Here is a 23,443-nt window from a genome sequence, read left to right on the forward strand (position 1 = left end):
GCAACGGGAAGACTGAGCAACGGAAAGCGGGAAGCGCGCCGATGAACGTCTCGATGATCCTGGACATGGCCGCCGACGGCTTCGGCGACCGGGTGGTGATCGGACCCGCACAGGACGGCCTCACCCCCGTACGACTCCGCGAACTGGCCGTCGGCGGCGCCCGGTTGGTCCGCGCGGTCCACGCCGACGCGATCGTGTACCTGGCCACGAACGGCCCCGCCTTCGCGGTCGCCCAGTTCGCCGCGGCCCACGCCGGGGTCCCCCTGGTCCCGGTCAACTACCGCCTCGGCGAAGAACAGTTGGACGCCCTGCTCGCCAACCACCCGCACGCCCTGGCCATCGCCACCCCCGACCAGGACGCGGCCCTGCGCCGAGCGGGACTGCCGGTGTACGGCCCGGCCGCCTGGCTCGCGGAGGCGGCCGCGAACGCCGACGGCGGCTTCGAGTTGGCCCCGTCACCAGACGCCCCCGCCGTACTGATCTACACCAGCGGAACCACCTCGGCCCCCAAGGGCGTGGTCCTGCGTCACCACAACCTCGTGTCCTACGTGCTCGGCACGGTCGAGTTCGCCGCGGCCGACCCCACCGAGGCGGCGCTGATGAGCGTGCCGCCGTACCACATAGCCGCCGTCTCCAATGTGCTGACGAACCTCTACGCCGGCCGACGCACCCTCACCCTCGACCAGTTCACCCCGGAGAGCTGGCTGGCCCTCGTCCGGGAACAGCGGATCACCCACGCGATGGTGGTCCCGACCATGCTCGCCCGGATCATGGACACGGACGGCCTGGACCGTTCGGTACCCTCACTGCGCTCGCTCGCCTACGGCGGGGCCAGGATGCCGGTGCGGGTGATCGAGACGGCACTGCGCGCCTGGCCGGGTGTCGACTTCGTCAACGCCTATGGCCTGACGGAGACTTCGTCCACCATCTCGGTGCTCGGCCCGGCCGAACACCGGGCGGCGGTCGCGAGCGACGACCCGGTGGTACGCGCCCGGTTGGGCTCGGCGGGACTGCCGGTGCCGGGCATCGGGATCGAAGTCCGCGATGTGACCGGGGAGTTGCTCGGCGCGGGGGAGACCGGGCAGATCTGGGTGCGCGGCGAGCAGGTCTCGGGGGAGTACGCCGGACAGGGCTCCGCGGTCGACGAGCGGGGCTTCTTCCACACGCGCGACCGGGGCCGCCTCGACGCCGACGGCTACCTCCACATCGAGGGCCGGGCCGACGACACGATCATCCGCGGCGCGGAGAACATCGCGCCCGCCGAGATCGAGGACGTTCTCCTACGGCACCCGGACGTGCTCGACGCCGTCGTGGTCGGCGTGCCGGACGAGGAGTGGGGACAGCGCATCGAGGCCGTCGTAGTCGCACGCGACGGTGCCGAGGCCGACGCCGGAGCACTGCGCGCCGCCGTACGCGGCACCCTGCGCGGCTCGAAGACCCCGGACCGCATCACGTACTGGACCGAACTCCCGCGCACGGTGACCGGCAAGCTGATCCGCCGCGACATCGTGGCGGCACTGACCGCACCCGGGAACGGGACGAAAGGGCAGCCATGAGCGTCGCCGCCACCAACACGCCCGCGCTGCTAAGGGAGTTGACGGAACGCACGGCCGCCGTGGTCGGCGGCTGGATCCCGGGGGCCACGGTGGACGGCGTCGAACCGCTCACCGGCGGCACGTCGAGCCTGACGTTCGTCGCCGCCCTCTCCGGTGTCCCGGACGGCTACGAACGCGTCGTCCTCAAGGTGGCCCCGCCCGGCCTGCCCCCGGTCCGCAACCGGGACGTGCTGCGCCAGGCGCGGCTGATGGCGGCCCTGGCCGGACAGCCCGGCGTACGGGTACCGAAGGTGCTGTTCTGCGACGCGGGCGCGCCCCCGGCCGTGCAGCCCTTCGTGGCGATGGAACTCGTACCCGGCGAGTGCGTGGAGCCGGTGCTCGTACCCCGCGGCACCCTCACGCCGGGCCAGGTGCGCTCCCGCGCGTTCGACGCGGCCCGGATGCTCGCCGACCTGCACCGGGTGGATCCCTGGCGTACGGCGCTCGCGGCGGAACCCGTGGTCACCCTCCACGCCGAGATCGACCGCTGGACCCGCGCGTTCGGCACCGTCCCCGACGACCTGAGCACCGGCCACGAGACGGTCGCGGACCGGCTGCACGCCACCGTGCCCGCCGCGATGACACCGGTGTTCACCCACGGCGACTACCGGCTCGGCAACACCCTGTGCGAGGCCGGCTCGGTGACGTCGATCATCGACTGGGAGATCTGGTCGCTCGGCGATCCCCGGGTCGACATGACCTGGCTGACCTTCTTCACGGACGAGGCCCGCCACCCCGCCGCCCCGTCGGACGAGCCGACCGGCATGCCATCCAAGGCCGAACTCGTCGATGCCTACGCGGAGTTGCGCGGCGAGGCGCTGCGGGACCTCTGGTGGTTCGAGGCGCTCACCAAGTACAAGGAGTCGGCCGCCACCGCCCTGCTGATCAAACGGGGCCGGAAAGCGGGGCAGTTGAACGACATGCACCGTCGGATGCTGCCCGCGCTTCCTGAACTGCTGGACGAGGCGTTGGAGTTGCTCGGCTAGTACAGCCCGCCGTCCACCCGGATCAGTGCCCCCGTCGTATAGCTGGACGCGTCGCTCGCCAGATACAGCGCGGTGCTGACGATCTCGTCCGGCTGCCCCGGGCGCCCGATCGCGCTGCGTGTGGTCTGGCGTTTCTCCTCCGCCCACGACTTGGAGATGTCCGTGAGGAAGGGGCCGGCCGAGATCGTGTTGACCCGGACGGTCGGGCCGTACTCCAGGGCGAAGACCGTGGTCAGGGCGTTCAGGGCGGCTTTGGCGCCGGCGTAGGGGCCGAAGCGTGGCTGGGGCATCAGGGCGCCGGAGGAGGAGACGTTGATGATCGAGCCGCCGTCCCCCTCGGCCATCCGCTGCCCGATCAACGAGGCCAGCCGGAACGGGCCCTTGAAGTTCACGCCGATCACCTTGTCGAACAGTTCCTCGCTGGTGTCGGCGGAGGACGGGGCGAGCGGGGACATGCCGGCGTTGTTGACCAGGACGTCGACCTTGCCGAACTCCTCGTAGGCCGCGTCGGTGAGGCGTGCCAGGTCGTCCCAGTGGCCGACGTGGGCGGCGACCGGCAGGGCGCGGCGGCCGAGGTCGCGGATCTCGGCCGCCACGGTCTCGCACGCCTCGCGTTTGCGGCTGGCGATCACGACGTCGGCGCCCGCGGTGGCGAAGGCGCGGACCATCGCGAGGCCCAGGCCCCGGCTGCCGCCCGTGACGAGGGCGACCTTGCCGGAGAGGCCGAACAGGTCTGCCGGAGCAAGGGACTTGGGGTCGCGCCCGTCGCTCATGCCTCCACCCGGCCGGTGAGGCTGTCGTCGTCGATGACGTGGGCGTAGCGCTTGCGGGCGGCCTCCAGTTTCGGCGGGATGTGTTCGCTGGGGAACAGTCCCTCGGCCGGGCGGCGGTTCTTCAGCAGCTGCTTGGCGATCGTGGTGCGGTGCACCTCGGTGGGGCCGTCGGCGAGGGCGAGGTTCGGTGCGGCCATCCACCATTTGGCGAGCGGGAGTTCGTTGGTGGTGCCTAGCGAGCCGTGCAGATGCAGGGCGCGCTGAATGACGTCGTGCAACACCTTCGCCGTCTGGACCTTGCACATCGCGATCTGGGTGCGGGCCGCGCCGTGCGGCTGGGTGTCGATGATCCAGGCGGTGTGCAGCACCAGCAGCCGGAACTGCTGCAACTCCACCCAGGAGTCCGCGATGAACTGCTGCACCGCCTGCTTCTCGGCGAGAAGAGTGCCCTGAGTCCGGCGGGACAGCGCGCGCTCGCACATCATGTCGAAGGCGCGCGTGCACTTGCCGACGGTCCGCATCGCGTGGTGCACACGGCCCCCGCCGAGCCGGGCCTGGGCGACCTTGAAACCCTCGCCGGGGCCGCCGAGCATGGCGTCGAGCGGGACCCGCACCTGGTCGTAGCGGATGTAGGCGTGGATGCCCTCGTCGAGGGAGTCGCGCTCGTCCATCGTGCCGACGTTGCGCTTGATCTCGATGCCGGGTGTCTCGGCCGGGACGATGAACATCGACATCCGGGCGTGCGGCGCGGCCTCCGGGTCGGTGACGGCCATGACGATGAGGAAGGCCGCGTACCGGGCGTTGGAGGAGAACCACTTCTCCCCGTCGATCACCCACTCGTCCCCCTCGCGCCGGGCCCGGCACACGAACTCCTTCGGATCGGCTCCGGCCTGCGGTTCCGTCATCGAGAAGGTGGAGACGATGTCCCCGTCGAGCAGGGGCCGCAGATAGCGCGCCTTCTGTGCGCCCGTGCCGAACATCGCCAGGATCTCGGCGTTGCCGGTGTCCGGGGCGGCGGTGCCGAAGACCGTCGGGGCCCAGTAGGAGCGGCCGAGGATCTCGTTGAGGTACGCGAGCTTCACCTGGCCGTAGCCCGCGCCGCCGAGTTCGGCGCCGAGATGGCAGGCCCACAGACCCTGGGCCCGGACCTGTTCCTGGAGCGGCTTGAGGATCGCGCGCGCCTTCTCGTTGCGCGTGTCGTACGGGTCGCCGCCGTGCGGGAAGAGCAGGTCGAGCGGCTCGACCTCCTCCCGTACGAAGGCCGCCGCCCAGTCCAGCTTGGCCTGGAACTCGGGTTCGGTCGAGAAGTCCAGCATCGGCCCTCCGGAAGGTGCGGGTCGGTCGGTGACGGCAAAACAGTATACTTTTTAGCGAGGTTCGGTCCATACTCGGAGCGCGTGACGGCGGAATGAGTATGAGGAGTTGGTCGATGCGCAGGCCGATGGAGGGCGTACGCGTTCTCGAAGTAGCCCAGTTCACCTTCGTCCCGGCGGCGGGCGCCGTGCTCGCGGACTGGGGTGCCGATGTGATCAAGATCGAGCATGCCGAACGCGGCGACGCCCAGCGCGGGTTGGTCCGGGTCCTCGGCTACGAGGCCGCCAGCAAGGGGTCGTCGTTCTTCCCCATAGTCGAGGGCCCCAACCGGGGCAAACGCAGCGTCGGCCTAGCCCTGGAGAAACCGTCCGCCCGCAAGGTGTTCGAGGATCTGGTCCGCGCCAGCGATGTGTTCCTCACGAACTTCCTGCCCGAGGCGCGCGCCAAACTGCGCATCGACGTCGAGGACATCCGGGCCATCAACCCGGACATCATCTACGTGCGCGGCAGCGGCTTCGGCCCGCAGGGCGACGAGGCCACCAAGGGCGGCTACGACAGCACCGCCTTCTGGGCGCGCGGCGGCAGCGCCGCCGGTGTCACCCCGCACGGCGCGGACCGGATGACCAGGATGCCCGCCGGGGCCTACGGCGACTCGATGGGTGGCATGACGATCGCCGGTGGCATCGCCGCCGCCCTCTACTCCCGCGCGACGACCGGTGAACCCTCCGTGGTGGACGTGTCGTTGCTCGGCGTCGGCGCCTGGGCGACCCAGTTCACGGTCAACCTGGCGCTGATGAACGGCGGTCCGCTCCCGGTCAACGTCCAGCCCCGGTACGGATCGCGCACCAACCCGCTCATCGGCGCCTATCTCACCTCGGACGGACGCTGGATCGAACTGTCGATGCTCCAACCCGGCCGGTACTGGGCCGAGTTCTGCAAACTCGCCGGCCGCGAGGAACTGGGCACCGACGAACGCTTCGACAGTACTGAGAAGTTGATGGCCAACGCGGCGGAGGCCGCCGACATCGTCGCCGGTCTCCTCGCGTCCCGTCCCTTCGCGGAGTGGGTCGAGATCCTCTCGCGTGGAGAGGGCCAGTGGGCGGCGGTGCAGAACGCCTGGGAGGTCGGCCAGGACCCCTCGCTGCGCGCCAACGGACTCATCGCCCCGGTCGTCGACGCCGACGGCGTGGACCGCGAACTCGTCGCCAGCCCCGTCCAGTTCGACGAGACACCGGTCGACCTGACGAGGGCACCGCAGTTCGCGGAGCACACCGACGAGGTCCTGCGCTCGCTCGGCCTCTCCGACGAGGAGCTGATCGCGCTGAAGATCGACGGTGCGGCGACGTGACGGCCGTAGAAGACGTGAAGGCCGTACAAGACGTGAAGGCCGTACAAGACGTGAAGGCCGTAGAAGACATGAAGACCGTACGAGACGCGCGGACCGTACGACACGCGCAGGCCGCAGGAGACGAGCAGAGCGTGCGGAAGGAGCCGTCATGAGCGCGACCCTCGAACCCGACGGGACCCACCAGGGCGTCCCCGCCTACCACTTCGACAACCGCCTCGGCGGCCCGGTCCTCAGCCATCAGGAACGCTGGGACGAGATGGCCCGCACCCACGCCGGATTCCGGAGCACCATCGCGCGCGGGTACTGGGTCGTCACCGAGGGCGAGGCCGTGCAGAAGGCCCTCCAGGACTGGCGGACCTTCTCGAACACGTCCGTGACGGCGCTCGACCCCGACCCCAGGTTCCTGTGGATCCCGGAGATGCTGGACCCGCCCCAACACACCGCGTGGCGACGGCTGTTGGGCAGTGCCTTCTCGCCCAAGACCGTCGCCGCCCGGGAGCCGGAGATCCGGGAGGTGGCGTCCGGCCTCGTCGACGGGCTGCAGGGCAGCGGTTCCGCCGACGTCCTCGACGCGTTCGCCCGCCGCTTCCCGACCCTGATCTTCATGCGGCTGATGGGCCTGCCCGAGGAGGATCTCGCGCGGTTCCTCGACTGGATCCACGATCTGCTGCACCTGTCCCACCGTGAAGACCCGGACGGCGAGCGGCAGTTGAGCGCCATGCGTGCCGTGTCGGAGTACTTCGAGGAGCAGATCGCCGTCCGGCGCGACGCGCCCCGTGACGACCTGCTGTCCCGTGCGATGAGCTGGACGATCGACGACGAGCCGATCAGCGACCGGGACATGCACGCCTTCTGCATCCTGCTGTTCCAGGCCGGCTTCGACACCGTCCCGATCTCCATCGGCTGGGCCCTCTACCACTTCGCCACGCATCCGGAACAGCGCAGGGCGATCGTCGAGAACCCCGAGCTGATCCCCACGGCGGTCGAGGAGATCCTGCGCGTCTACTCGTTCGTCGTGCCCGCCCGCAAGGCGACCCAGGACGTCGAGATCGGCGGCTGCCCGGTCAGGGCGGGGGAGATGGTGATGCTCCCGCTCGCGGTCAGCAACCGCGACCCCGAGCGCTTCGAGGACCCCCTCGAAGTGGACCTGCGGCGCAAGACCAGCAACCACATCGCGTTCGGCTCCGGCCCGCACCGCTGCCTGGGCTCGCACCTCGCCCGCCTCGAACTCAACGTGGCCGTCGAGGAATGGCACAAGCGCATCCCCGACTACCGGATCACCCCCGGCCAGGACCTCGAACAGCACGGCAACATGTACGGCATCAAGCAGCTCCGGCTCGAGTGGTGAGCGACGCCATGACGCACCCGCTCAGCGCAACTGACCTGTACCACACGGGAATTGTCGTCCCGGACATCGAGGCGTGGAAGACCCGGCTGACCGAGGTCGCGGGCCACCGCTGGACCGAGACCATGGCCGCCGACCTCCCGGTCCGCCTCGCGGACGGCGAGCGCGTGCTCCCGCTGCGCTACGCGTACTCACTGGACACCCCGCACATCGAACTCGTGCAGGAGATCCCGGGGACACCGTGGACACCGGCCGCACAGCTCGCCACCCATCACCTCGGCTACTTCTGCGACGACCTCCAGACCACGTCCAAACGGCTGGAGGAGGCGGGTTTCCCGCTGGAGGCCTGCGCGACGGTCGACGGCGCCATGTCGATCTTCGCCTACCACCTCGACCCGTGGGGCGTCCGCATCGAGATCGTGGACCGCACCCGCATACCGGACTTCGCCGCCTACCTCCGCTCCAAGGCGCCGACGTGGCACTGACGTTCACCGAGGAGCAGGAACAACTCCGCACGACGCTAAGGCGGTTCCTCGCCGACAAGGCGCCGAGCGCGGCGGTGCGCCGTGCGATGGACTCCGGCGAGGGATACGACCCCCGGCTGTGGCGGCAGATGGCGGACCAACTCGGGCTGCACGGACTGGCGTTGCCGGAGGCCTACGGCGGATTCGGCGGCGGCCCGGTCGAGTTGGGGATCGTGCTGGAGGAGCTGGGACGGGTGCTGCTGCCGTCGCCGTACTTCGCGACCGTGGCCCTCGCCGGGCAGGCGCTCGCGGCCTCGAACGACGAGGCGGCGCAGGCGCGTTGGCTGCCCGCGATCGCCGACGGTTCGACGACGGCCACGCTGGCGCTCGCGGAGGAGAGCGGGTCATGGCGCGTCGAGGACGTGGAGACCACGGCCACGCACGAGACGGTGTCGGGCACCAAGATGTTCGTCGTCGACGGCCACACCGCCGACCTGATCCTCGTCGTGGCGCGCACCGGCACCGGCCCCGGACTGTTCGCCGTCGACGGTGACGCGCCCGGCGTGACCCGCACCCGGCTGGAGACCCTCGACCCGACCCGGCGGCTGGCGCGCGTCGACCTCGACGGCGCGCCCGCGCGACGGATCGGCCCCGACGGCGACGCGTCCGCGTATCTGCGGACCGTGCTCGACCTGGTGGCCGTGGCGCTCGCCGCCGAGCAGGTCGGCGGGGCGCAGGCCTGTTTGGACGCGGCCGTGGAGTACGCCAAGGTCCGGGTGCAGTTCGGGCGGCCCATCGGATCGTTCCAGGCGGTCAAGCACAAGTGCGCCGACCTGCTGGTCCAGGTCGAGGGCGCCCGGTCGGCGGCCTACCACGCCACGACCGTGGCGGACGAGGGCTCGTCCGAACTGCCGGTGTCCGCCGCGCTGGCCGCGGCCTGCTGCGCGGACGCCTTCACCCACGCGGCCAAGGAGAACATCCAGATCCACGGCGGCATCGGCTACACGTGGGAGCACGACGCGCACCTGTATCTCAAGCGCGCGAAGTCGTCGGAGCAGTTGTTCGGGGGGCCGGCCGCACACCGGGCCCGGTTGGCCGACCTGGTCGGAATCTGAGACCGACGTCCTGTCGAAAGGCTGATCACGTGGGAATTCGCGACCGCCTGTCCCGCCTGCTGGCCGAAGCGCCCGCGGCCGCCGAGGCGATCGAGTACGACCAGAACTGGTGGACCTGGGGGCAGGTCCAGCGGACCGCGAAGGAACTCCGCGAGACACTCGACGCGCTGGGCCTGCACTCCGGGGCCCGCGTCGGGGTCGTCCTGGAGAACCGGCCCGAACACGTCGCCGTGGTCGCCGCGGTCATCGCCTCCGGACGCTGCCTGGTCATGCTCAGCCCGCTCCAGCCCGCCGCACGCCTCGCCGCCGACATCACCCGCTGCGCGCCACCCGTCGTGGTGTCCGGCGCCGAGGTCCTCGCCCGCGAGGGCGTCCTCGACGCCGTGACCGCGTATGGCGCCGCCCTCGAACTGAGCACCGACGGGACCCTACGGCCCGCGGGCGGCACGGCACCGGCCGAGGCACCGGCCCGCCCGGGCGTCGCCGTGGAGATGCTCACCTCCGGCACCACCGGCCCCCCGAAACGCGTCCACCTGCGCATCGGACAGCTCGACCAGGCCCTCGTCTCCGGCGGTCAGACCCCGAAGCCGAGCAGACTCCTGTCGGAATCCGCGTCGCTCGTGGCCACACCGCTCGTGCACATCGGCGGCCTGTGGCGGGCGCTGGCCTGCCTCGCCACCGGACGCCGGATGCTGCTGATGCCGAAGTTCGCCGTCGAGCCCTGGGTCAGCGCCGTCGAACGCCACCAGCTGCGCGCGGCGAGCCTGGTACCGGCCGCGCTGCGCGCCGTCCTCGACGCCCATGTACCGAAGGAACGCCTCGCCACCCTCCAGGTGGTCACCTCGGGCACGGCACCCTGCCCGCCCGAACTCGCCGACGCCTTCCACCGGACGTACGGCATCCCCGTCCTGATGACCTACGGCGCGACGGAGTTCGCCGGAGCCGTCGCCGGCTGGACCCTGCCGCTGCACGACCGGTGGTGGCAGCGCAAGGCGGGCAGCGCCGGACGCGCCTTCGCCGGCGTCGAGTTGAGGGTGACCGGCGAGGACGGCACCGAGCTGCCGGTCGGCCGTACCGGACGGCTCGAAGTGCGCACCGAGCAGAGCACGCACGGCGGCCGTACCTGGGTGCGGACCAGTGACCTGGCCCGGATCGACGCCGAGCGGTTCGTGTGGATCGAGGGCCGCGCCGACGACGCGATCATCCGCGGCGGCTTCAAAGTGCAGCCGGAGACGGTCAAACGCGTCTTGGAGACCCATCCGGCCGTACGCGAGGCGGCAGTTGCCGGACTGCCCGATCCGAGGCTCGGCGAAGTACCGGTCGCCGCCGTCGAGTTGGGGCCGGGGGAGCCCGCTCCCGACGAGGCCGAACTGACCGCCCTGTGCCGCAGCCACCTCGCCCCGTACGAGGTGCCGGCCCACATCGTCGTCGTCGACGAACTGCCCCGCACGCCGTCGAGCAAGGTGAGCCGCGTCGAACTGCTCGACCTCGTACGGGCGCGGTTCGCCGAGCAGACCAAGGCCTGAGCGCCTGAAGGAGGAACTGCGGTGACCAGCAAGGAGGTTGAGCGGTGAGCGGGACCGAGGAGAAGACGGCCGAGCGGTTCGGCATGCTGACGGACGAGGCGGTCGAACGCTCCCGGCGACGCCTGGGCGTACCCCAGCCGCAGCACAACCCACCCCACAACTACGAGGTCACCTGGGACGGTTCACGCCACTTCGCCTACGGCTACGGTGACGCCAACCCGCTCTACTGCGACCCCGAGTACGCGGCGAAGACCCGCTGGGGCGCCCTCATCGCACCGCCGACCTTCCTCTACACGATGGGGGAGGACGCGGCCCCGGCACCGGACCCGGAGACCAAGGCACTGCTCAAGGGGGATCCCTTCGCGGGACTCGGTTCCTACCAGGCGGTGATGGAGTTCGAGTGGTGGCGACCGCTCCAACTGGGCGACCGCTGCCGGGTGTTGCAGACCCAGGTCGGGGTGCGGCTCAAGCAGAGCAGCTTCGGCGGGCGCACCGCGCACGTCGTCCGCGACTACCTGTACGCCAACGGGCGCGGCGAGATGCACGCCCTGCGGCGCGGCACCTGGATCAACGCCGAACGGCACACGTCGAAGAAGCGGGCCAAGGAGGCGCTGGCACAACCGCCTTACACGCCTGACCAATTGGCCGAGATCGACGCGGCGTACGCCGCCGAGACCAGGCGCGGCGCCGAACCCCGCCACTGGGAGGACGTCCAGGTCGGGGACGTACTGCAACCCCGGGTGAAGGGCCCGCTGACCACCACGGACGTGGTCGTGTGGCACCTCGGCTGGGGCATGCAGCTCACCCCGCCCGGCGCGTTCGGTATCGCGGCGGCCGTACGGCGCAAAGCCCCCGGCCTCTACCCGCCCAACCGGCTGGGCGTCCCGGACACCGTCCAGCGCCTGCACTGGGAACCCGAACGGGCTCGGGAGTTGGGCCTCCCCAACCCCTACGACTACGGCGGCATGCGCGAGACCTGGCTCTGCCATCTGCTCACCGACTGGATCGGCGACGACGGTTGGCTGTGGAAACTCCGGTGCGAGCACCGCAAGTTCAACTACCTCGGCGACACCACCTGGGTGCGCGGCACGGTCGTCGACAAACGGTTGGTGGACGGGCGGGGCGAGGTGCACATCGAGGTGCGCTGCGAGAACCAGCGCGGTGAAGTCACCACGCCCGGAACGGCAGTTGTGCTCCTTCCGACCAGGGAGCGCGCCGTCGAACTCCCCGTGCCGCCCGCCCAGAACCTGGACGGCATGGTCGCCCACGAACTGGAGCGGTTCGCGGTCGGCGGCAAATGAACGGCAATTGAGGATGACGATTCAGGAGGCAAGGGTGTCGGACGAGGTGCTGGTGGAGCGCCGTGGCGCGGTCCAGGTCATCACGATCAACCGTCCCGCGGTGAAGAACGCGCTGGACGCCGGGGTGGCCGCGGGCGTCGCCGCCGCGGTGGACGAGCTGGACGAGACGGACGACCTGCGGGTCGGCGTGCTCACGGGCGCGGGCGGCACGTTCTCGGCGGGAATGGACCTCAAGGCGTGGCTGCGCGGCGAGAGTCCCGCGATCGAGGGCCGCGGGCTGTGCGGGATCACCGTCACCCCGCCACGCAAACCGCTGATCGCCGCGGTCGAGGGCTGGGCGCTGGCCGGCGGCTTCGAGCTGGTGCTCGCCTGCGACCTCGTCGTGGCGGCCCGCTCGGCGCGGGTCGGGGTGCCGGAGGTGAAGCGGTCCCTGGTCGCGCGGGCCGGGGCGGCACTCCAACTGCCGGGGCGCATCCCGTACGCCATCGCGCTCGAGCTGCTGCTGACCGGCGAGCCGATCACCGCCGCACGCGCGGCCGAGGTCGGACTGGTCAACCGGCTCACGGACGAGGGCGGCGCGCTCGCCGGCGCGCTGGAACTGGCCGGGACGATCGCGGCGAACGGCCCCCTCGCCGTCGCCGCGACGAAACGGATCGCGCGCTCCGCCGCCGACTGGACGCTGGAGGAGGGCTGGACCCGGCAGGCCGAGATCGCCTCGCCGGTGTTCTCGTCCGAGGACGCGCGGGAAGGGGCCGCCGCGTTCGCGGAGAAGCGCCCACCGGTCTGGAAGGGACGCTGAGAGCGTCGTACCAGGATGAGTGACCTCAATGTGGGCTGTCAGGGAGGGTGTTGATGACCACAGGACCGCTGTCCGGCTGCCGCGTGGTCGAGCTCGGTGGCATCGGCCCGGGACCGTTCGCCGGGATGCTGCTCGCCGATCTCGGCGCGGAGGTCGTCCGGGTGGACCGGCCCGAGCGGGCCGACGAACCCGACGCGGGTGGCCCCGCGGACGTACTCAACCGCGGGAAGCGCTCGGTCGTACTCGACCTCAAGCACCCGGCCGGACCCGCCGCGCTCCTCCAACTCGCCGAGCGCGCCGACGTGTTGATCGAGGGCTTCCGTCCCGGCGTGACCGAACGGCTCGGCATCGGACCGCACACGTGCCTGGCCCGCAACCCCCGGCTCGTCTACGGCCGGATGACCGGCTGGGGCCAGACCGGACCCCTCGCCGCGGCCGCCGGACACGACCTCACCTACATCGCCCTCACCGGCGCGCTCGGCGCGATGGGGGAGGCGGGCGGACCGCCGCGGATACCGCTCAACCTCGTCGGCGACTTCGGGGGCGGCGGCTGCTACCTCGTGATCGGCGTGCTGGCCGCCCTGCATGCCGTAGGACGCACGGGAGTTGGCCAGGTCGTCGACGCGGCGATCGTCGACGGGACGGCCCATCTCCTCGCGAGCACCTTCGGCAAGCTCGGGCGCGGCGCGTGGACCGACGAGCGCGGGGTCAACCAACTCGACGGCGGCTGGCCGTTCTACGCCGTCTACGGGACGAAGGACGGCCGGCATGTGGCGGTCGGCGCCCTGGAAGCGAAGTTCTACCGGTGCCTGATCGACCTGCTGAAACTCGACGTCGACCCGGATCTCCAGCACGACCGGTCCACCTGGCCGGAGCTGCGCCGCAGCCTGACCGAACGGTTCGCGGAGCGCACCCGTGACGAATGGGCGGCCCTGTTCGCGGGCACCGACGCCTGTGTCGCACCCGTCCTCGGCCTCACCGAGGCGGCCGCCCACCCCCAACTGGCCGAACGCGGCAGCCTGTTCACCCGGGACGGCGTCGTCCAGCCCGCCGCGGCACCGCGCTTCTCCGCGACACCGTCGAGCCCCGGGCCGGCAGCACCACCCGTCGGCGCCGACACGCGCGCCGTCTTCCGGGACTGGCGGATCGCCGGAGCCGACGAACTCGTCGAGAGCGGCGCCGCCGTCCAGTTCCCCCACTGACCGAGAGGACCCTGCCATGCCCGAGGCCGTCATCGTCGACGCCGTCCGCACACCCATCGGCAAGCGCAACGGCTCCCTGGCCGCGGTGCACGCGGCGGACCTGTCGGCGCACGTGCTCACCGCTCTGGTGGAACGCACCGGCATCGACCCCGGCACCGTCGATGACGTGATGTGGGGCTGTGTCACCCAGATCGGCGATCAGTCGAGCAACATCGCCCGGTTCGCCGCGCTCGCGGCGGGCTGGCCCGAGCATGTGCCCGGCGTGACGATCAACCGGGCCTGCGGCTCCAGCCAACAGGCCGTCGACTCCGCCGCACACGCCGTCATGGCCGGGCAGTACGACCTGGTGGTGGCGGGCGGCGTGGAGACCATGACCAGGGTCCCGCTCGGCTCGCACCGGACCACCGGACAGCCGTACGGACCCGCGGTCCTTGCCCGCTACGACGGGTTCCAGTTCAGTCAGGGTGTCGGTGCCGAGCTGATCTCCGAACGGTGGGGGCTCAGCCGTACTCGGCTCGACGAGTTCGCGTCCGAGTCGCACGCCAAGGCCGCCGCGGCGATCGACTCCGGGATCTTCGACGACCACGTCGTGCCCATCGAGGTCGACGGCACCAAGTTCACCGTCGACGAGGGCCTGCGGCGCGGCACTTCGGTCGAGACGCTCGCCAAACTCAAGCCGTCGTTCAAGGAGGACGGCGTGATCCACGCGGGGAACGCCTCCCAGATCTCCGACGGCGCCGCCGCCCTGCTCATCACAACTCCCGAACGGGCCAGGGAGTTGGGCCTCAAGCCGATAGCGCGCTACCACTCGGGCGCGGTGAGCGGCGCGGACCCGGTCATGATGCTGACCGGCCCGATCCCCGCGACCGAGAAGGTACTGCGCCGCTCCGGCCTGACCATCGACGACATCGGAGCGTACGAGGTCAACGAGGCGTTCGCACCGGTGCCGTTGGCGTGGCTGGCCGAGACCGGCGCCGACCCCGAGCGGCTCAACCCGCTCGGCGGCGCCATCGCGGTCGGCCATCCACTGGGAGGCTCCGGCGCCATCCTGATGACCCGGCTGCTGGCCCGGATGCGCCAACGGAACCTGCGCTACGGCCTTCAGACGATGTGCGAGGGCGGCGGCACCGCGAACGCCACGGTCGTCGAGCTGCTTCCGTGACGCGTTCCGGCCGGAGGGATCACCAGGCCACCGGCAACTCGTAGATGCCGTAGGCCTGGGAGTCCTCCTTGAACTTCAACTCCGAGACGTCCGCGGCGAGTCGGAGTGTCGGGATACGGCGGAACAACGTGCTGAAGACGACGTGGAGTTCGATGCGCGCCAGCTGCTGTCCCACGCACTGGTGCGGCCCCCAGCCGAACGCGTGGTGGTGGGAGGCGGTGCGGGTGAGGTCGAGCTTCTCGGGGTCGGGGAACGCCTGCGGGTCCCAGTTGGCGGCCGGCAGCGAGGCGATGACACCCTCGCCCGCACGGATGACCTCACCGTCGATCTCGATGTCGTCCAACACGGCCCGGCGCGCCAGCAGATGCGGGATGGTGAGGTAGCGCAGCAACTCCTCGACCGTGCTCGTCACGTACTTGGGATCGTCCGAGTGCTCGCGCAGGCCCGCGAGTTGGCCGGGGTTCTCCAGCAGCAGCGCGGTGCCCAGCGTGATCATGTTGGCGCTGGTGTCATGCCCGGCGACCAGCAGGATGTGCCCCAGGGGCGCGGCCTCCTCCATGGACAGCTCGCCCGCCTTGATGCGCGCGCCGAGGTCGGAGAGGACGTCCTCGCCGGGGTCGTCCATCTTGGCCTCGATGAGCCCGGCGATGTAGCGGCGCACGGTCGCCGTGCTCTCCGCCGCCTTCTCCGGGGTCTTGAAGCGCGCGTTGGTGACTCCCGCGTGCTCCTGGAAGAAGTCGTGGTCCTCGTACGGCACGCCGAGGAGCGCGCAGATCATCAGCGACGGCAGCGGGAGCGACAACGCCTCGTTCAGTTCGGTCGGGTTGGGGCCCGCGAGCATCCTGTCGATGAGGTCGTCGGTGATCCGCTGGATCTCCGGGCGGATCTTCTCCATCCGGTGCCGGGTGAACGAACTCGTCAACATCCGGCGCCAGCGGGTGTGTTCGGCACCGTCGGTGTTGTTGATCGACGGCTGGATATGGGCCGCGTGCGCCTTCATCGCCTCGGTCGTGTGCGGATATCCGGGGGCACCGATGTTCGCGCTGAGCCGGGGATCGGTCAGCAGCTGCCGCTGGGCCGCGTGCGTGGTGACGACCCACGGGGTCGTACCGTCCCAGGTCCTCGCCCGGACGACCGCCTTGCCCGTGTCGTGCAGCTCCAGCAGCCCCGGCGGCGGAGCGAACGGGCACGCGCCCGATCGGGGCGAGGGGTACTCCGGCAGTTCCTCGGAGACGTCGGTTCCGGCCACGCTCTCGGTCATGGTTCTGTCGTCCTCTCGTCGGGCCCGCACCTGACGAAACCATACGTCGACCGATCGGTACAATCAATCTTCCGGAAGGCGCGTGAAAGCTTTCCGGTGATCGGCTGAGAAACGTGGAGCGCGCGTATTGACCGAGTGGTCTATTTCATGCACGAGGTCGGTCGGCGAGGCTCCCGCGGCATCCCGAGCCCCCGCTCGGCGACCTGCGTGCGCAGCACCTCGTTCGCCCCGCCTGCGATCGTGTACGCCCGCGAGTACAGATGTGCGTCCTGCCACCAGCCGTCCGCCACGGCGTCCTCGTCGCCCTCGACCAGCAATCCGTCCGTGCCCTGCAGGCCGAGGCCGAAGTCGACCAGGTCGTGGTTGAGTTCGCTGAAGAAGATCTTGCCGAGGAGGGTGTCGGCGGGCTGCTCCGTGCCGTGCAGCATCCGTGACTGGGCGAGGCCGAGCAGCGCGGCGTTCACCTGCACCCGCGCGGCCAGTTCGCCGATCGCCTGCCGGGTCGCCGAGTCGTCCAGCGCGGACCCGCCGCCGACCGGCGTACGGGAGGCGAGCCGCACCAAGTCGTCCAGTACGGCGAACAGTTCGACCCCGCGCGCGCCCACGCCGGAACGCTCATGGCCCAGGCTGCTCATCGCCACCCGCCAGCCGTCGTTCACGCGGCCGATCACCTGCGAGGCCGGGATGCGGACGCCGTCCAGGAAGACCTCGTTGAAGTCGGTCGTGCCGGTGATCTCCCGCAGCGGCCGGATGTCGACGCCCGGGCTGCGCAGGTCGAGGGCGAACGCGGTGATGCCCTGGTGCTTCGGGGCCTCGGGATCGGTGCGGGCGAGCAGATAGCCCATGTCGGCGTGTTGGCCGTTCGTCGTCCACACCTTCTGGCCGTCCACCACGAACACCGCTTCGTCGCCCTCGCCCTCCCGGACCGCCCGGGTCCGGAGCGCGGCCAGGTCGCTGCCCGCCTCGGGCTCGCTGAACAGCTGGCACCACACGTCCTCGCAGGAGCGGATACGGGGCAGGAAGCGCGCCCGCTGGGCGTCGGTGCCGAACTCCAGCAGCGCGGCCGAGGCCAGCGAGGCCGCGCCGATCGGCTGCCAGGTCCGGGCGCGGGCGATCTCCTCGGCGACCACGAACGGTTCCAGGGGATGCGCGTCGGGACGGCCGCCGTACTCGGCCGGCCAGTCGATCCCGAGGAAGCCCGCCTCGTACAACTCGGCGGTCCACGCGCGGATCGCCGGCATCAGTTCCGGCTCCGGCGCGCGCACCCCCGCATGGGTCTTGGTGCCCGGGGCGTGCTCCGCGACGAAGGCGCGCACCTTCCTCCGGAACGCCTCGAGCTCGGGCGTGGACTCCAGTCGCATCGCTGTCGGCTCCCTGTTCTCGTGCCGCGGCCCGGAAATGAGGTTACTTTAACCGTGCTGTTCACCCGGCTGCCAGAGCCGTACTCCCAAAAAAGTGACCTCATCTGGGTGCCGGGTGGCCGAAGCGCACGCCTCCGGCCCAGGTGGCGAATAGACTGGGGATCCGCAATATCCGCCCCAGAGGAGTTGGCCATGGCGACTGCCGTCGACCGCGAGCCCGCCGACGGCGAGACCGGTGTCCCGGTCGGCAAGCTGGCCGCGCAGACCGCCCGCCGTATCGAGGCGACTGTGATCCGCCAGGGCTGGCCGGTGGGCGAGTCGTTGGGCTCCGAGGTGGACCTGCGGGAGCGGCTGGGTGTGAGTCGGGCAGTGCTGCGCGAGGCCGTACGGCTCGTCGAGCACCACCAGGTCGCCAGGATGCGGCGCGGCCCGAACGGTGGCCTGATCGTCTGCGCGCCCGACGCCGGCCCGGCCACCCGCGCCATGGTGATCTACCTCGAATACGTCGGCACGAGCGTCACGGACCTCCTCCAGGCGCGCCTCCTGCTGGAGCCGATCGCCGCCGGACTCGCCGCCGAGCGGATCACCGAGGAGGGCATCGACACCCTCCGCACGGCACTCGAAGCCGAACTCGCCCACTGGGACGACCCCGGCGTCCACTCGCAGGACCCGCTCCACCCCGTGCTCGGCCGACTGTCGGGCAACCCGGTTCTGCACCTCTTCGTCGACGTGCTCACCCGGCTCACCGCACGCTACGCACACACCTCCCGCCGGATCTCCAAGTCCGAGATGCACGCGGCGAAGGACACCTCGCACCGCGCGCACAAAGCCGTCGTCGACGCCGTGATCGCCGACGACGGAGCCCGTGCCCAGACCGAGTTGACCGCGCACCTGGAGTCGGTGGCCGGCTGGATCGAGAAGCACCGGGTGCGGCGCGGGCAGCGGATCGCGGGCAACGTGGTCGAGCCCGAACTGGTCGAGGGGCCACGGGCCAAGCTCGCCGAGGTGGTCGCCGCCCGGATCCACGACGACATCGCCGCGCGCGGCTGGCAGACCGGCATGGTGCTCGGCTCGGAGGCCGATCTGCTCGCCCGCTACTCGATCAGCCGGGCCGTACTACGGGAAGCCGTACGGCTGTTGGAGTACCACTCGGTCGCCCGGATGCGCCGCGGTCCCGGCGGCGGGCTGATCGTCACCGAGCCCGAACCGCAGGCCAGCATCGACACCATGGCGCTGTTCCTGGAGTACCAGGGCGTCACCGCCGACGACCTGCGGATCGTCCGCAACGCGATCGAACTCGGCATCGTGGCCCGGGTCACCGCCCGGGTCGCGGAGGGCGACACGGAGGTGGCCGAGCGCCTGGGCCGGGCCGTGCGGTGGAGCACGGAGGGCCCCGCCGACGACCCGCGCAAGGCCGACCTCTTCCACACCGAACTGGCCGCGCTGTCCGACAACCCGGTGCTGGCGCTGTTCCTGTCGATCATCACCGAGCTGTTCCGCCGCCACGCCTCCGGCCACGACCGGCCGTTGCCGGGCGACACGGCGGCGGAGGAGGTCCAGCACGTCCACCAGCGGATCCTCGACGCCATCGTCGAGGGCGACGCAGGGGTGGCCCGGCACCGGATGCGCCGTCACCTGGACGCGCTCATCCCCTGGTGGCACTGATTCCCTGACACTCGACCAGCAGCGCCCCGTGCGGCCTTCCGGCTCACGGGGCGTTCTGCTGTACCGGGCTGTGGCGGGCGAGGCTAATTAGGTATACTGAATAGGTCGAGCCGAAGGAGATCCGATGCGCCGGACCCTGTTCGAAGAGACCCACGAGGACTTCCGTCTGCTGGTCCGTGACTTCCTCGCCCGTGAGGTCGTCCCGTCGTACGAGGACTGGCGGCGCGCCGGACTCGTCCCCCGCGACCTGTTCACCGCACTGGGCAAGCTCGGCATCATCGGCACGGCGATCCCCGAGGAGTACGGTGGGGGCGGCCAGGACGACTACCGGTACAACGTCGTGCTCCAGGAGGAGTGCGCACGCGCCTGCGTCACACTCGGCGGCCTGCGCACCCACCTGGACATCGTCGTCCCGTACTTCACGGGCCTGGCGAATGACGAGCAACGGGCGCGCTGGCTACCGGGGTTGGCCTCCGGGGAGCTGTACACCGCGATCGCGATGAGCGAGCCCGCCACCGGCTCCGACCTCGCCGGCGTCACCACCCGGGCGGTCCGCGACGGAGACCACTACGTGCTGAACGGCGCCAAGACCTTCATCACCGGCGGCCACCACGCCGACCTCGTGATCGTCGTCGCCCGCACCTCCGTTGACCCCGACAACCGGCGTGCCGGTCTCTCCCTCCTCGTGGTCGAGAAGGGCATGCCCGGCTTCACCGTCGGACGCAAGCTGGAGAAGATCGGGCTGGCCGTCCAGGACACCGTGGAGCTCGCCTTCACCGACGTCCGCGTGCCCGCCGCCAATCTCCTCGGCGAGGAAGGCGCGGCCTTCTCCCTCCTGGGCCGCAACCTCGCCCAGGAACGCCTCGCCATCGCGGTCGGCGCGGTCGCCCAGGCCCGTACGGCCATCGACCTGACCGTCGCCTACGTCCGCGACCGAACCGTGTTCGGGAAACCGCTGGCCCAGTTCCAGAACACGAAGTTCGAACTCGCCGCCCTGGACGCGGAGTTGACAGCGGCCCAAACCCTGCTCGACGCGTCGGTCACCGCGCTCGTCGCGGGCGAACTGGACCCCGTGGACGCGGCCCGGACCAAGCTGGTCTGCACCGAGACGCAGGGGCGCGTCGTCGACCGCTGTCTCCAACTGCACGGCGGCTACGGCTACATCCTCGAATCCCCGATCGCCCGGCTGTACGCGGACGCCCGTGTGACCCGCATCTACGGCGGCACCAGCGAGGTCATGAAGCTCATCATCAGCAAGTCCCTGGGCCTGTAAGTCCCTGTAGACCATGAGGAGTTGGGTGTGAACATCGACGGTTCAGCGGCACTCGTCACCGGCGGCGCCTCCGGGCTCGGCCTGGCCACCGCGCGCCGCCTCATCGAACGCGGCGGACGGGTCGTCCTCGCCGACATCTCCGAGGAACAGGGCGTCAAGGCCGTCGCCGACCTCGGCGAGGCCGCACGCTTCGTCCGCACCGACGTCACCGACGCGACCGAGGTCGCCGCCGCCCTCGACGCCGCGGAGCGACTCGGCACCCTGCGCTGCGTCGTGCACTGCGCCGGACGCGGCGGCGACCGCACCCGCATCATCGACCGCGACCGCAACCCCGGCGAACTCGACACCTTCGCCGAGGTCGTCCGCGTCAACCTGATCGGCACCTACAACGTGCTGCGCCTCGCGGCCGCCCGCCTCGCCGGCAACGACGTCGTGGACGGCGACCGCGGCGCCGTAGTGCTCACCGCGTCGGTCGCCGCGTTCGACGGCCAGATCGGGCAGACCTCCTACACCGCGGCCAAGGCCGGAGTCCACGGCATCACCCTCGTCGCCGCCCGCGACCTGGCCAGCTGGCAGATCCGGGTGAACACCATCGCCCCCGGGATCATGGACACCCCGATGCTCGGCCGCCTGCGCGCCGACATCCGCGACGGACTCGCCGCCTCGGTGCCGCACCCCAAACGCCTCGGCGACCCGGACGACTTCGCCCGCCTCGCCGTCGAGATGCTCGAGAACCCGTACCTCAACGGCCAGACCGTCCGCCTCGACGGTGCCATCCGCATGGCCCCGCGATGACGGTGGACGAGACCGACGAGCAGTTCCGGGCCCGCCTGCGGACCTTCCTGACGGAGCAGCATCCCGGCCGCCGCCCCAAGGACCCCGTCGAGCGGGTCGCCTGGCAGAAGAAATGGCTCGCCGCGCTGTACGACTCCGGTTACGCGGGCCCGAGTTGGCCGCGCGCGTACGGCGGGATGGACCTGTCCTTCGCCCGCCAGGTCAGCTACCAGGAGGAGTACGCACGCGCCCGCGTCCCGGGACCATTGGGCACCGGCCTCGGCATCGCCGCCCCCACCCTCATCAAGTACGGCACGCCCGAGCAGAAGGAGCGCCACCTGCGCCCCATGCTGCGCGGCGACATGGTGTGGGCCCAGGGCTACTCCGAACCGGAGGCGGGATCGGACCTTCCCGCGCTGCGCACGACGGCGCGGCGTGAAGGGGAGGAGTACGTCGTCAACGGGCAGAAGGTGTGGAACAGTTCGGCCGACATCGCCGACATCGTCTTCACCCTCGTCCGCACCGGACCGCCCGACTCCCGCCAGGACGGCATCAGTTACCTGCTGATCGACGCCCACGCCCCGGGCGTGACCGTACGGCCACTGCGTGACCTCACCGGGGACGCGCACTTCTGCGAGATCTTCTTCGACGACGTCCGCGTACCGGTCGCCGATCGGATCGGCGAGGAGAACGGCGGCTGGCCGCTGGTGCGGACGAGCCTGGGGCACGAGCGCGCGGCCGGGGCGATGAACCAAGCGGCCCTGTACCGGCGGGTGTTGGACGAGCTGATCGAACTCGCCCGTGAACGCGGGGCCACGGCCGACCCTCTCGTCCGCGACCGGCTCGCGGGCTTCGAGATCGGGGTGCGCGTCATGCGGCTCACCGGCATGCGCACCATCGCCGACATCATGGCCAAGGGCGAACCCGGGCCCGCCTCTTCGACGGCCCGTCTGTCCATCGTGACCTTCGAGCAGGAGCTGCACGAGTTCGCCCTCGACCTGCTGGGCCCGTACGGAATCCTCGGCCGCCGCGACCCGCACGCCGTCCAACGCGGGCGCTGGGTATGGGGGTTCCTGCGCACCCGGGCCTCGTCGATCGGCGCGGGCACCGCCGAGATCCAGCGCAATACGATCGCCGAGCAGGTACTGGGACTGCCCCGGGACCCGGCGATGCCGACGACCGTGGAAAGGGCGCGATGAGAGCCGCACGCTGTACGGAGTACGGGCCGCCCGGCGGCCTCTCGGTCGTCGAACTCGACGAACTCCGGCCCGGCCCGGGCGAGGTACTGGTCCGCGTGCACGCGGCCGCGGTCAACTTCCCGGACGTGCTGATCGTGGCGGACAGCTACCAGGTGCCCGCGCCGCTGCCGTTCACCCCGGGCAGCGAATTCGCCGGTGTGGTGGCCGAGTTGGGGCCCGGCGTCACCGGCCCGCCCGTCGGCTCACCCGTCGCCGGGGCGGTGCTCACCGGTGCGTTCGCCGAACAGGTCGTGGTGCCCGTCGCGGGTCTGCGCCAGGTTCCCGAGGGCCTCGACATGGTGCACGCCGCCGCGTTCCACGTCACGTACGCCACCGCCTACCACTCCCTCGTCACCGTCGGACAGGGCGGCGCGGGGGAGTGGGTGGCGGTGCTCGGCGCCGCGGGCGGGGTCGGCTCGGCCGCGGTCGACATCGCGACGCGGCTCGGGATGCGGGTGGTCGCCGCCGCGTCCAGCCAGGAGCGGCTGACCGTCGCCCGCAAGCTCGGAGCCGAGGCCGGCGTCGACTACGTCCACGAGGATCTCAAGCTCCGCACAAGGGAGTTGACCGGCGGCGAGGGCGTCCACCTCGTCATCGACCCGGTGGGCGGCGACCACGCGGAGGCCGCCCTGCGGGCACTGCGCCGGGGCGGCCGGTTCGTCACGGTCGGATACGCCGACGGGAAGATCCCGCGCATCCCGCTGAACCTGGTCCTGCTCAAGGACCTGGTCGTCCGGGGCTTCGAGATCCGTACGGTCCGTCAGTACGCCCCGGAAGCCGTGGCCGCCGCCGACCGCGCTCTCGCCGGGATGGTCCGGGACGGGATGCGCCCGCTGGTCTCCCGCGTCCACCCGCTTGCCGACGTCGCGACCGCCCTGACGGATGTCGCCGAGCGCAGGACCACCGGCAAGGTGGTCCTGGACCTCACCTCATAGGAACGG

At 71.0% G+C, this 23,443-nt stretch carries 21 protein-coding genes; 17 read left to right on the forward strand and 4 right to left on the reverse strand.

The window, feature by feature from the left end; all coding sequences use genetic code 11:
* Positions 1-41 precede the first annotated feature (41 nt).
* Both OO69_RS11620 and OO69_RS11625 read left to right on the forward strand, forming a co-directional pair.
* Complete coding sequence (locus tag OO69_RS11620; protein ID WP_033280431.1) at positions 42-1,556, forward strand: class I adenylate-forming enzyme family protein; 1,515 nt, start codon at positions 42-44, stop codon at positions 1,554-1,556.
* Positions 1,553-2,581 (forward strand): phosphotransferase family protein, encoded by a 1,029-nt coding sequence (locus OO69_RS11625; protein WP_033280432.1) that lies wholly within the window; start codon positions 1,553-1,555, stop codon positions 2,579-2,581. Before OO69_RS11620 ends, OO69_RS11625 begins: the two co-directional genes overlap by 4 nt.
* Here the strand turns inward: OO69_RS11625 and OO69_RS11630 are convergent.
* Both OO69_RS11630 and OO69_RS11635 read right to left on the reverse strand, forming a co-directional pair.
* Positions 2,578-3,354, reverse strand: coding sequence for an SDR family NAD(P)-dependent oxidoreductase (locus OO69_RS11630; RefSeq protein ID WP_051800928.1), 777 nt, complete (start codon positions 3,352-3,354; stop codon positions 2,578-2,580). The genes OO69_RS11625 and OO69_RS11630 overlap by 4 nt on opposite strands.
* Positions 3,351-4,670: an acyl-CoA dehydrogenase family protein gene (locus tag OO69_RS11635; protein WP_033280433.1), complete on the reverse strand. Its 1,320-nt coding sequence runs from the start codon at positions 4,668-4,670 to the stop codon at positions 3,351-3,353. The genes OO69_RS11630 and OO69_RS11635 overlap by 4 nt, the downstream gene beginning before the upstream one ends.
* A 113-nt stretch (positions 4,671-4,783) precedes the next feature.
* Here OO69_RS11635 and OO69_RS11640 point away from each other — a divergent pair, with 113 nt between their 5' ends.
* From OO69_RS11640 to OO69_RS11680, 10 genes are read left to right on the forward strand one after another with little or no spacing between them, the layout of a single operon-like run.
* The gene (locus OO69_RS11640) at positions 4,784-6,016 is read left to right on the forward strand and encodes a CaiB/BaiF CoA transferase family protein (RefSeq protein ID WP_033280434.1); all 1,233 of its coding nucleotides are present in this window, start codon (positions 4,784-4,786) and stop codon (positions 6,014-6,016) included.
* Positions 6,013-6,168, forward strand: coding sequence for a hypothetical protein (locus OO69_RS51905; RefSeq protein ID WP_158713374.1), 156 nt, complete (start codon positions 6,013-6,015; stop codon positions 6,166-6,168). Before OO69_RS11640 ends, OO69_RS51905 begins: the two co-directional genes overlap by 4 nt.
* Positions 6,165-7,364 carry a cytochrome P450 gene (locus tag OO69_RS11645; RefSeq protein WP_033280435.1) on the forward strand — a complete coding sequence of 400 codons (1,200 nt, stop codon included), beginning with the start codon at positions 6,165-6,167 and terminating at the stop codon, positions 7,362-7,364. Before OO69_RS51905 ends, OO69_RS11645 begins: the two co-directional genes overlap by 4 nt.
* 8 nt (positions 7,365-7,372) lie before the next feature.
* Complete coding sequence (locus OO69_RS11650; RefSeq protein ID WP_033280436.1) at positions 7,373-7,846, forward strand: VOC family protein; 474 nt, start codon at positions 7,373-7,375, stop codon at positions 7,844-7,846.
* Complete coding sequence (locus OO69_RS11655; RefSeq protein ID WP_033280437.1) at positions 7,837-8,940, forward strand: acyl-CoA dehydrogenase family protein; 1,104 nt, start codon at positions 7,837-7,839, stop codon at positions 8,938-8,940. Before OO69_RS11650 ends, OO69_RS11655 begins: the two co-directional genes overlap by 10 nt.
* 29 nt (positions 8,941-8,969) lie before the next feature.
* Entirely contained in the window at positions 8,970-10,466 is a 1,497-nt protein-coding gene (locus tag OO69_RS11660; protein ID WP_033280438.1) for a class I adenylate-forming enzyme family protein, read from the forward strand.
* Between the two features lie 44 nt (positions 10,467-10,510).
* On the forward strand, positions 10,511-11,767 hold the full coding sequence (locus OO69_RS11665) for an FAS1-like dehydratase domain-containing protein (protein WP_199810926.1): 1,257 nt from the start codon (positions 10,511-10,513) through the stop codon (positions 11,765-11,767).
* Positions 11,768-11,801: 34 nt separating this feature from the next.
* The gene (locus tag OO69_RS11670) at positions 11,802-12,566 is read left to right on the forward strand and encodes a crotonase/enoyl-CoA hydratase family protein (protein WP_033280439.1); all 765 of its coding nucleotides are present in this window, start codon (positions 11,802-11,804) and stop codon (positions 12,564-12,566) included.
* 53 nt (positions 12,567-12,619) lie between these two features.
* A complete protein-coding gene (locus OO69_RS11675; protein ID WP_033280440.1) occupies positions 12,620-13,768 on the forward strand; it encodes a CaiB/BaiF CoA transferase family protein in 1,149 nt (382 codons plus the stop codon).
* 16 nt (positions 13,769-13,784) lie between these two features.
* Positions 13,785-14,930, forward strand: a complete 1,146-nt coding sequence (locus tag OO69_RS11680) for a thiolase family protein (RefSeq protein WP_033280441.1) — start codon at positions 13,785-13,787, stop codon at positions 14,928-14,930.
* A 19-nt stretch (positions 14,931-14,949) separates the two neighbouring features.
* Here the strand turns inward: OO69_RS11680 and OO69_RS11685 are convergent, their stop codons facing one another.
* A complete protein-coding gene (locus OO69_RS11685) occupies positions 14,950-16,191 on the reverse strand; it encodes a cytochrome P450 (protein ID WP_033280442.1) in 1,242 nt (413 codons plus the stop codon).
* A 140-nt stretch (positions 16,192-16,331) separates the two neighbouring features.
* Positions 16,332-17,552, reverse strand: coding sequence for an acyl-CoA dehydrogenase family protein (locus OO69_RS11690; protein ID WP_033280443.1), 1,221 nt, complete (start codon positions 17,550-17,552; stop codon positions 16,332-16,334).
* A 192-nt stretch (positions 17,553-17,744) separates the two neighbouring features.
* Here OO69_RS11690 and OO69_RS11695 point away from each other — a divergent pair, with 192 nt between their 5' ends.
* From OO69_RS11695 to OO69_RS11715, 5 genes are all read left to right on the forward strand, one after another.
* The gene (locus OO69_RS11695; protein ID WP_033280444.1) at positions 17,745-19,217 is read left to right on the forward strand and encodes a FadR/GntR family transcriptional regulator; all 1,473 of its coding nucleotides are present in this window, start codon (positions 17,745-17,747) and stop codon (positions 19,215-19,217) included.
* Positions 19,218-19,341: 124 nt separating this feature from the next.
* On the forward strand, positions 19,342-20,490 hold the full coding sequence (locus OO69_RS11700) for an acyl-CoA dehydrogenase family protein (RefSeq protein WP_033280445.1): 1,149 nt from the start codon (positions 19,342-19,344) through the stop codon (positions 20,488-20,490).
* 27 nt (positions 20,491-20,517) lie between these two features.
* Positions 20,518-21,285, forward strand: coding sequence for an SDR family NAD(P)-dependent oxidoreductase (locus OO69_RS11705; protein WP_033280446.1), 768 nt, complete (start codon positions 20,518-20,520; stop codon positions 21,283-21,285).
* The gene (locus tag OO69_RS11710) at positions 21,282-22,463 is read left to right on the forward strand and encodes an acyl-CoA dehydrogenase family protein (RefSeq protein WP_033280447.1); all 1,182 of its coding nucleotides are present in this window, start codon (positions 21,282-21,284) and stop codon (positions 22,461-22,463) included. The genes OO69_RS11705 and OO69_RS11710 overlap by 4 nt, the downstream gene beginning before the upstream one ends.
* The gene (locus OO69_RS11715; RefSeq protein ID WP_033280448.1) at positions 22,460-23,437 is read left to right on the forward strand and encodes an NADPH:quinone oxidoreductase family protein; all 978 of its coding nucleotides are present in this window, start codon (positions 22,460-22,462) and stop codon (positions 23,435-23,437) included. The genes OO69_RS11710 and OO69_RS11715 overlap by 4 nt, the downstream gene beginning before the upstream one ends.
* The last annotated feature ends 6 nt before the right edge of the window (positions 23,438-23,443 follow it).

The organism is Streptomyces sp. NRRL F-525, from assembly GCF_000716605.1.
Lineage (GTDB): Bacteria > Actinomycetota > Actinomycetes > Streptomycetales > Streptomycetaceae > Streptomyces.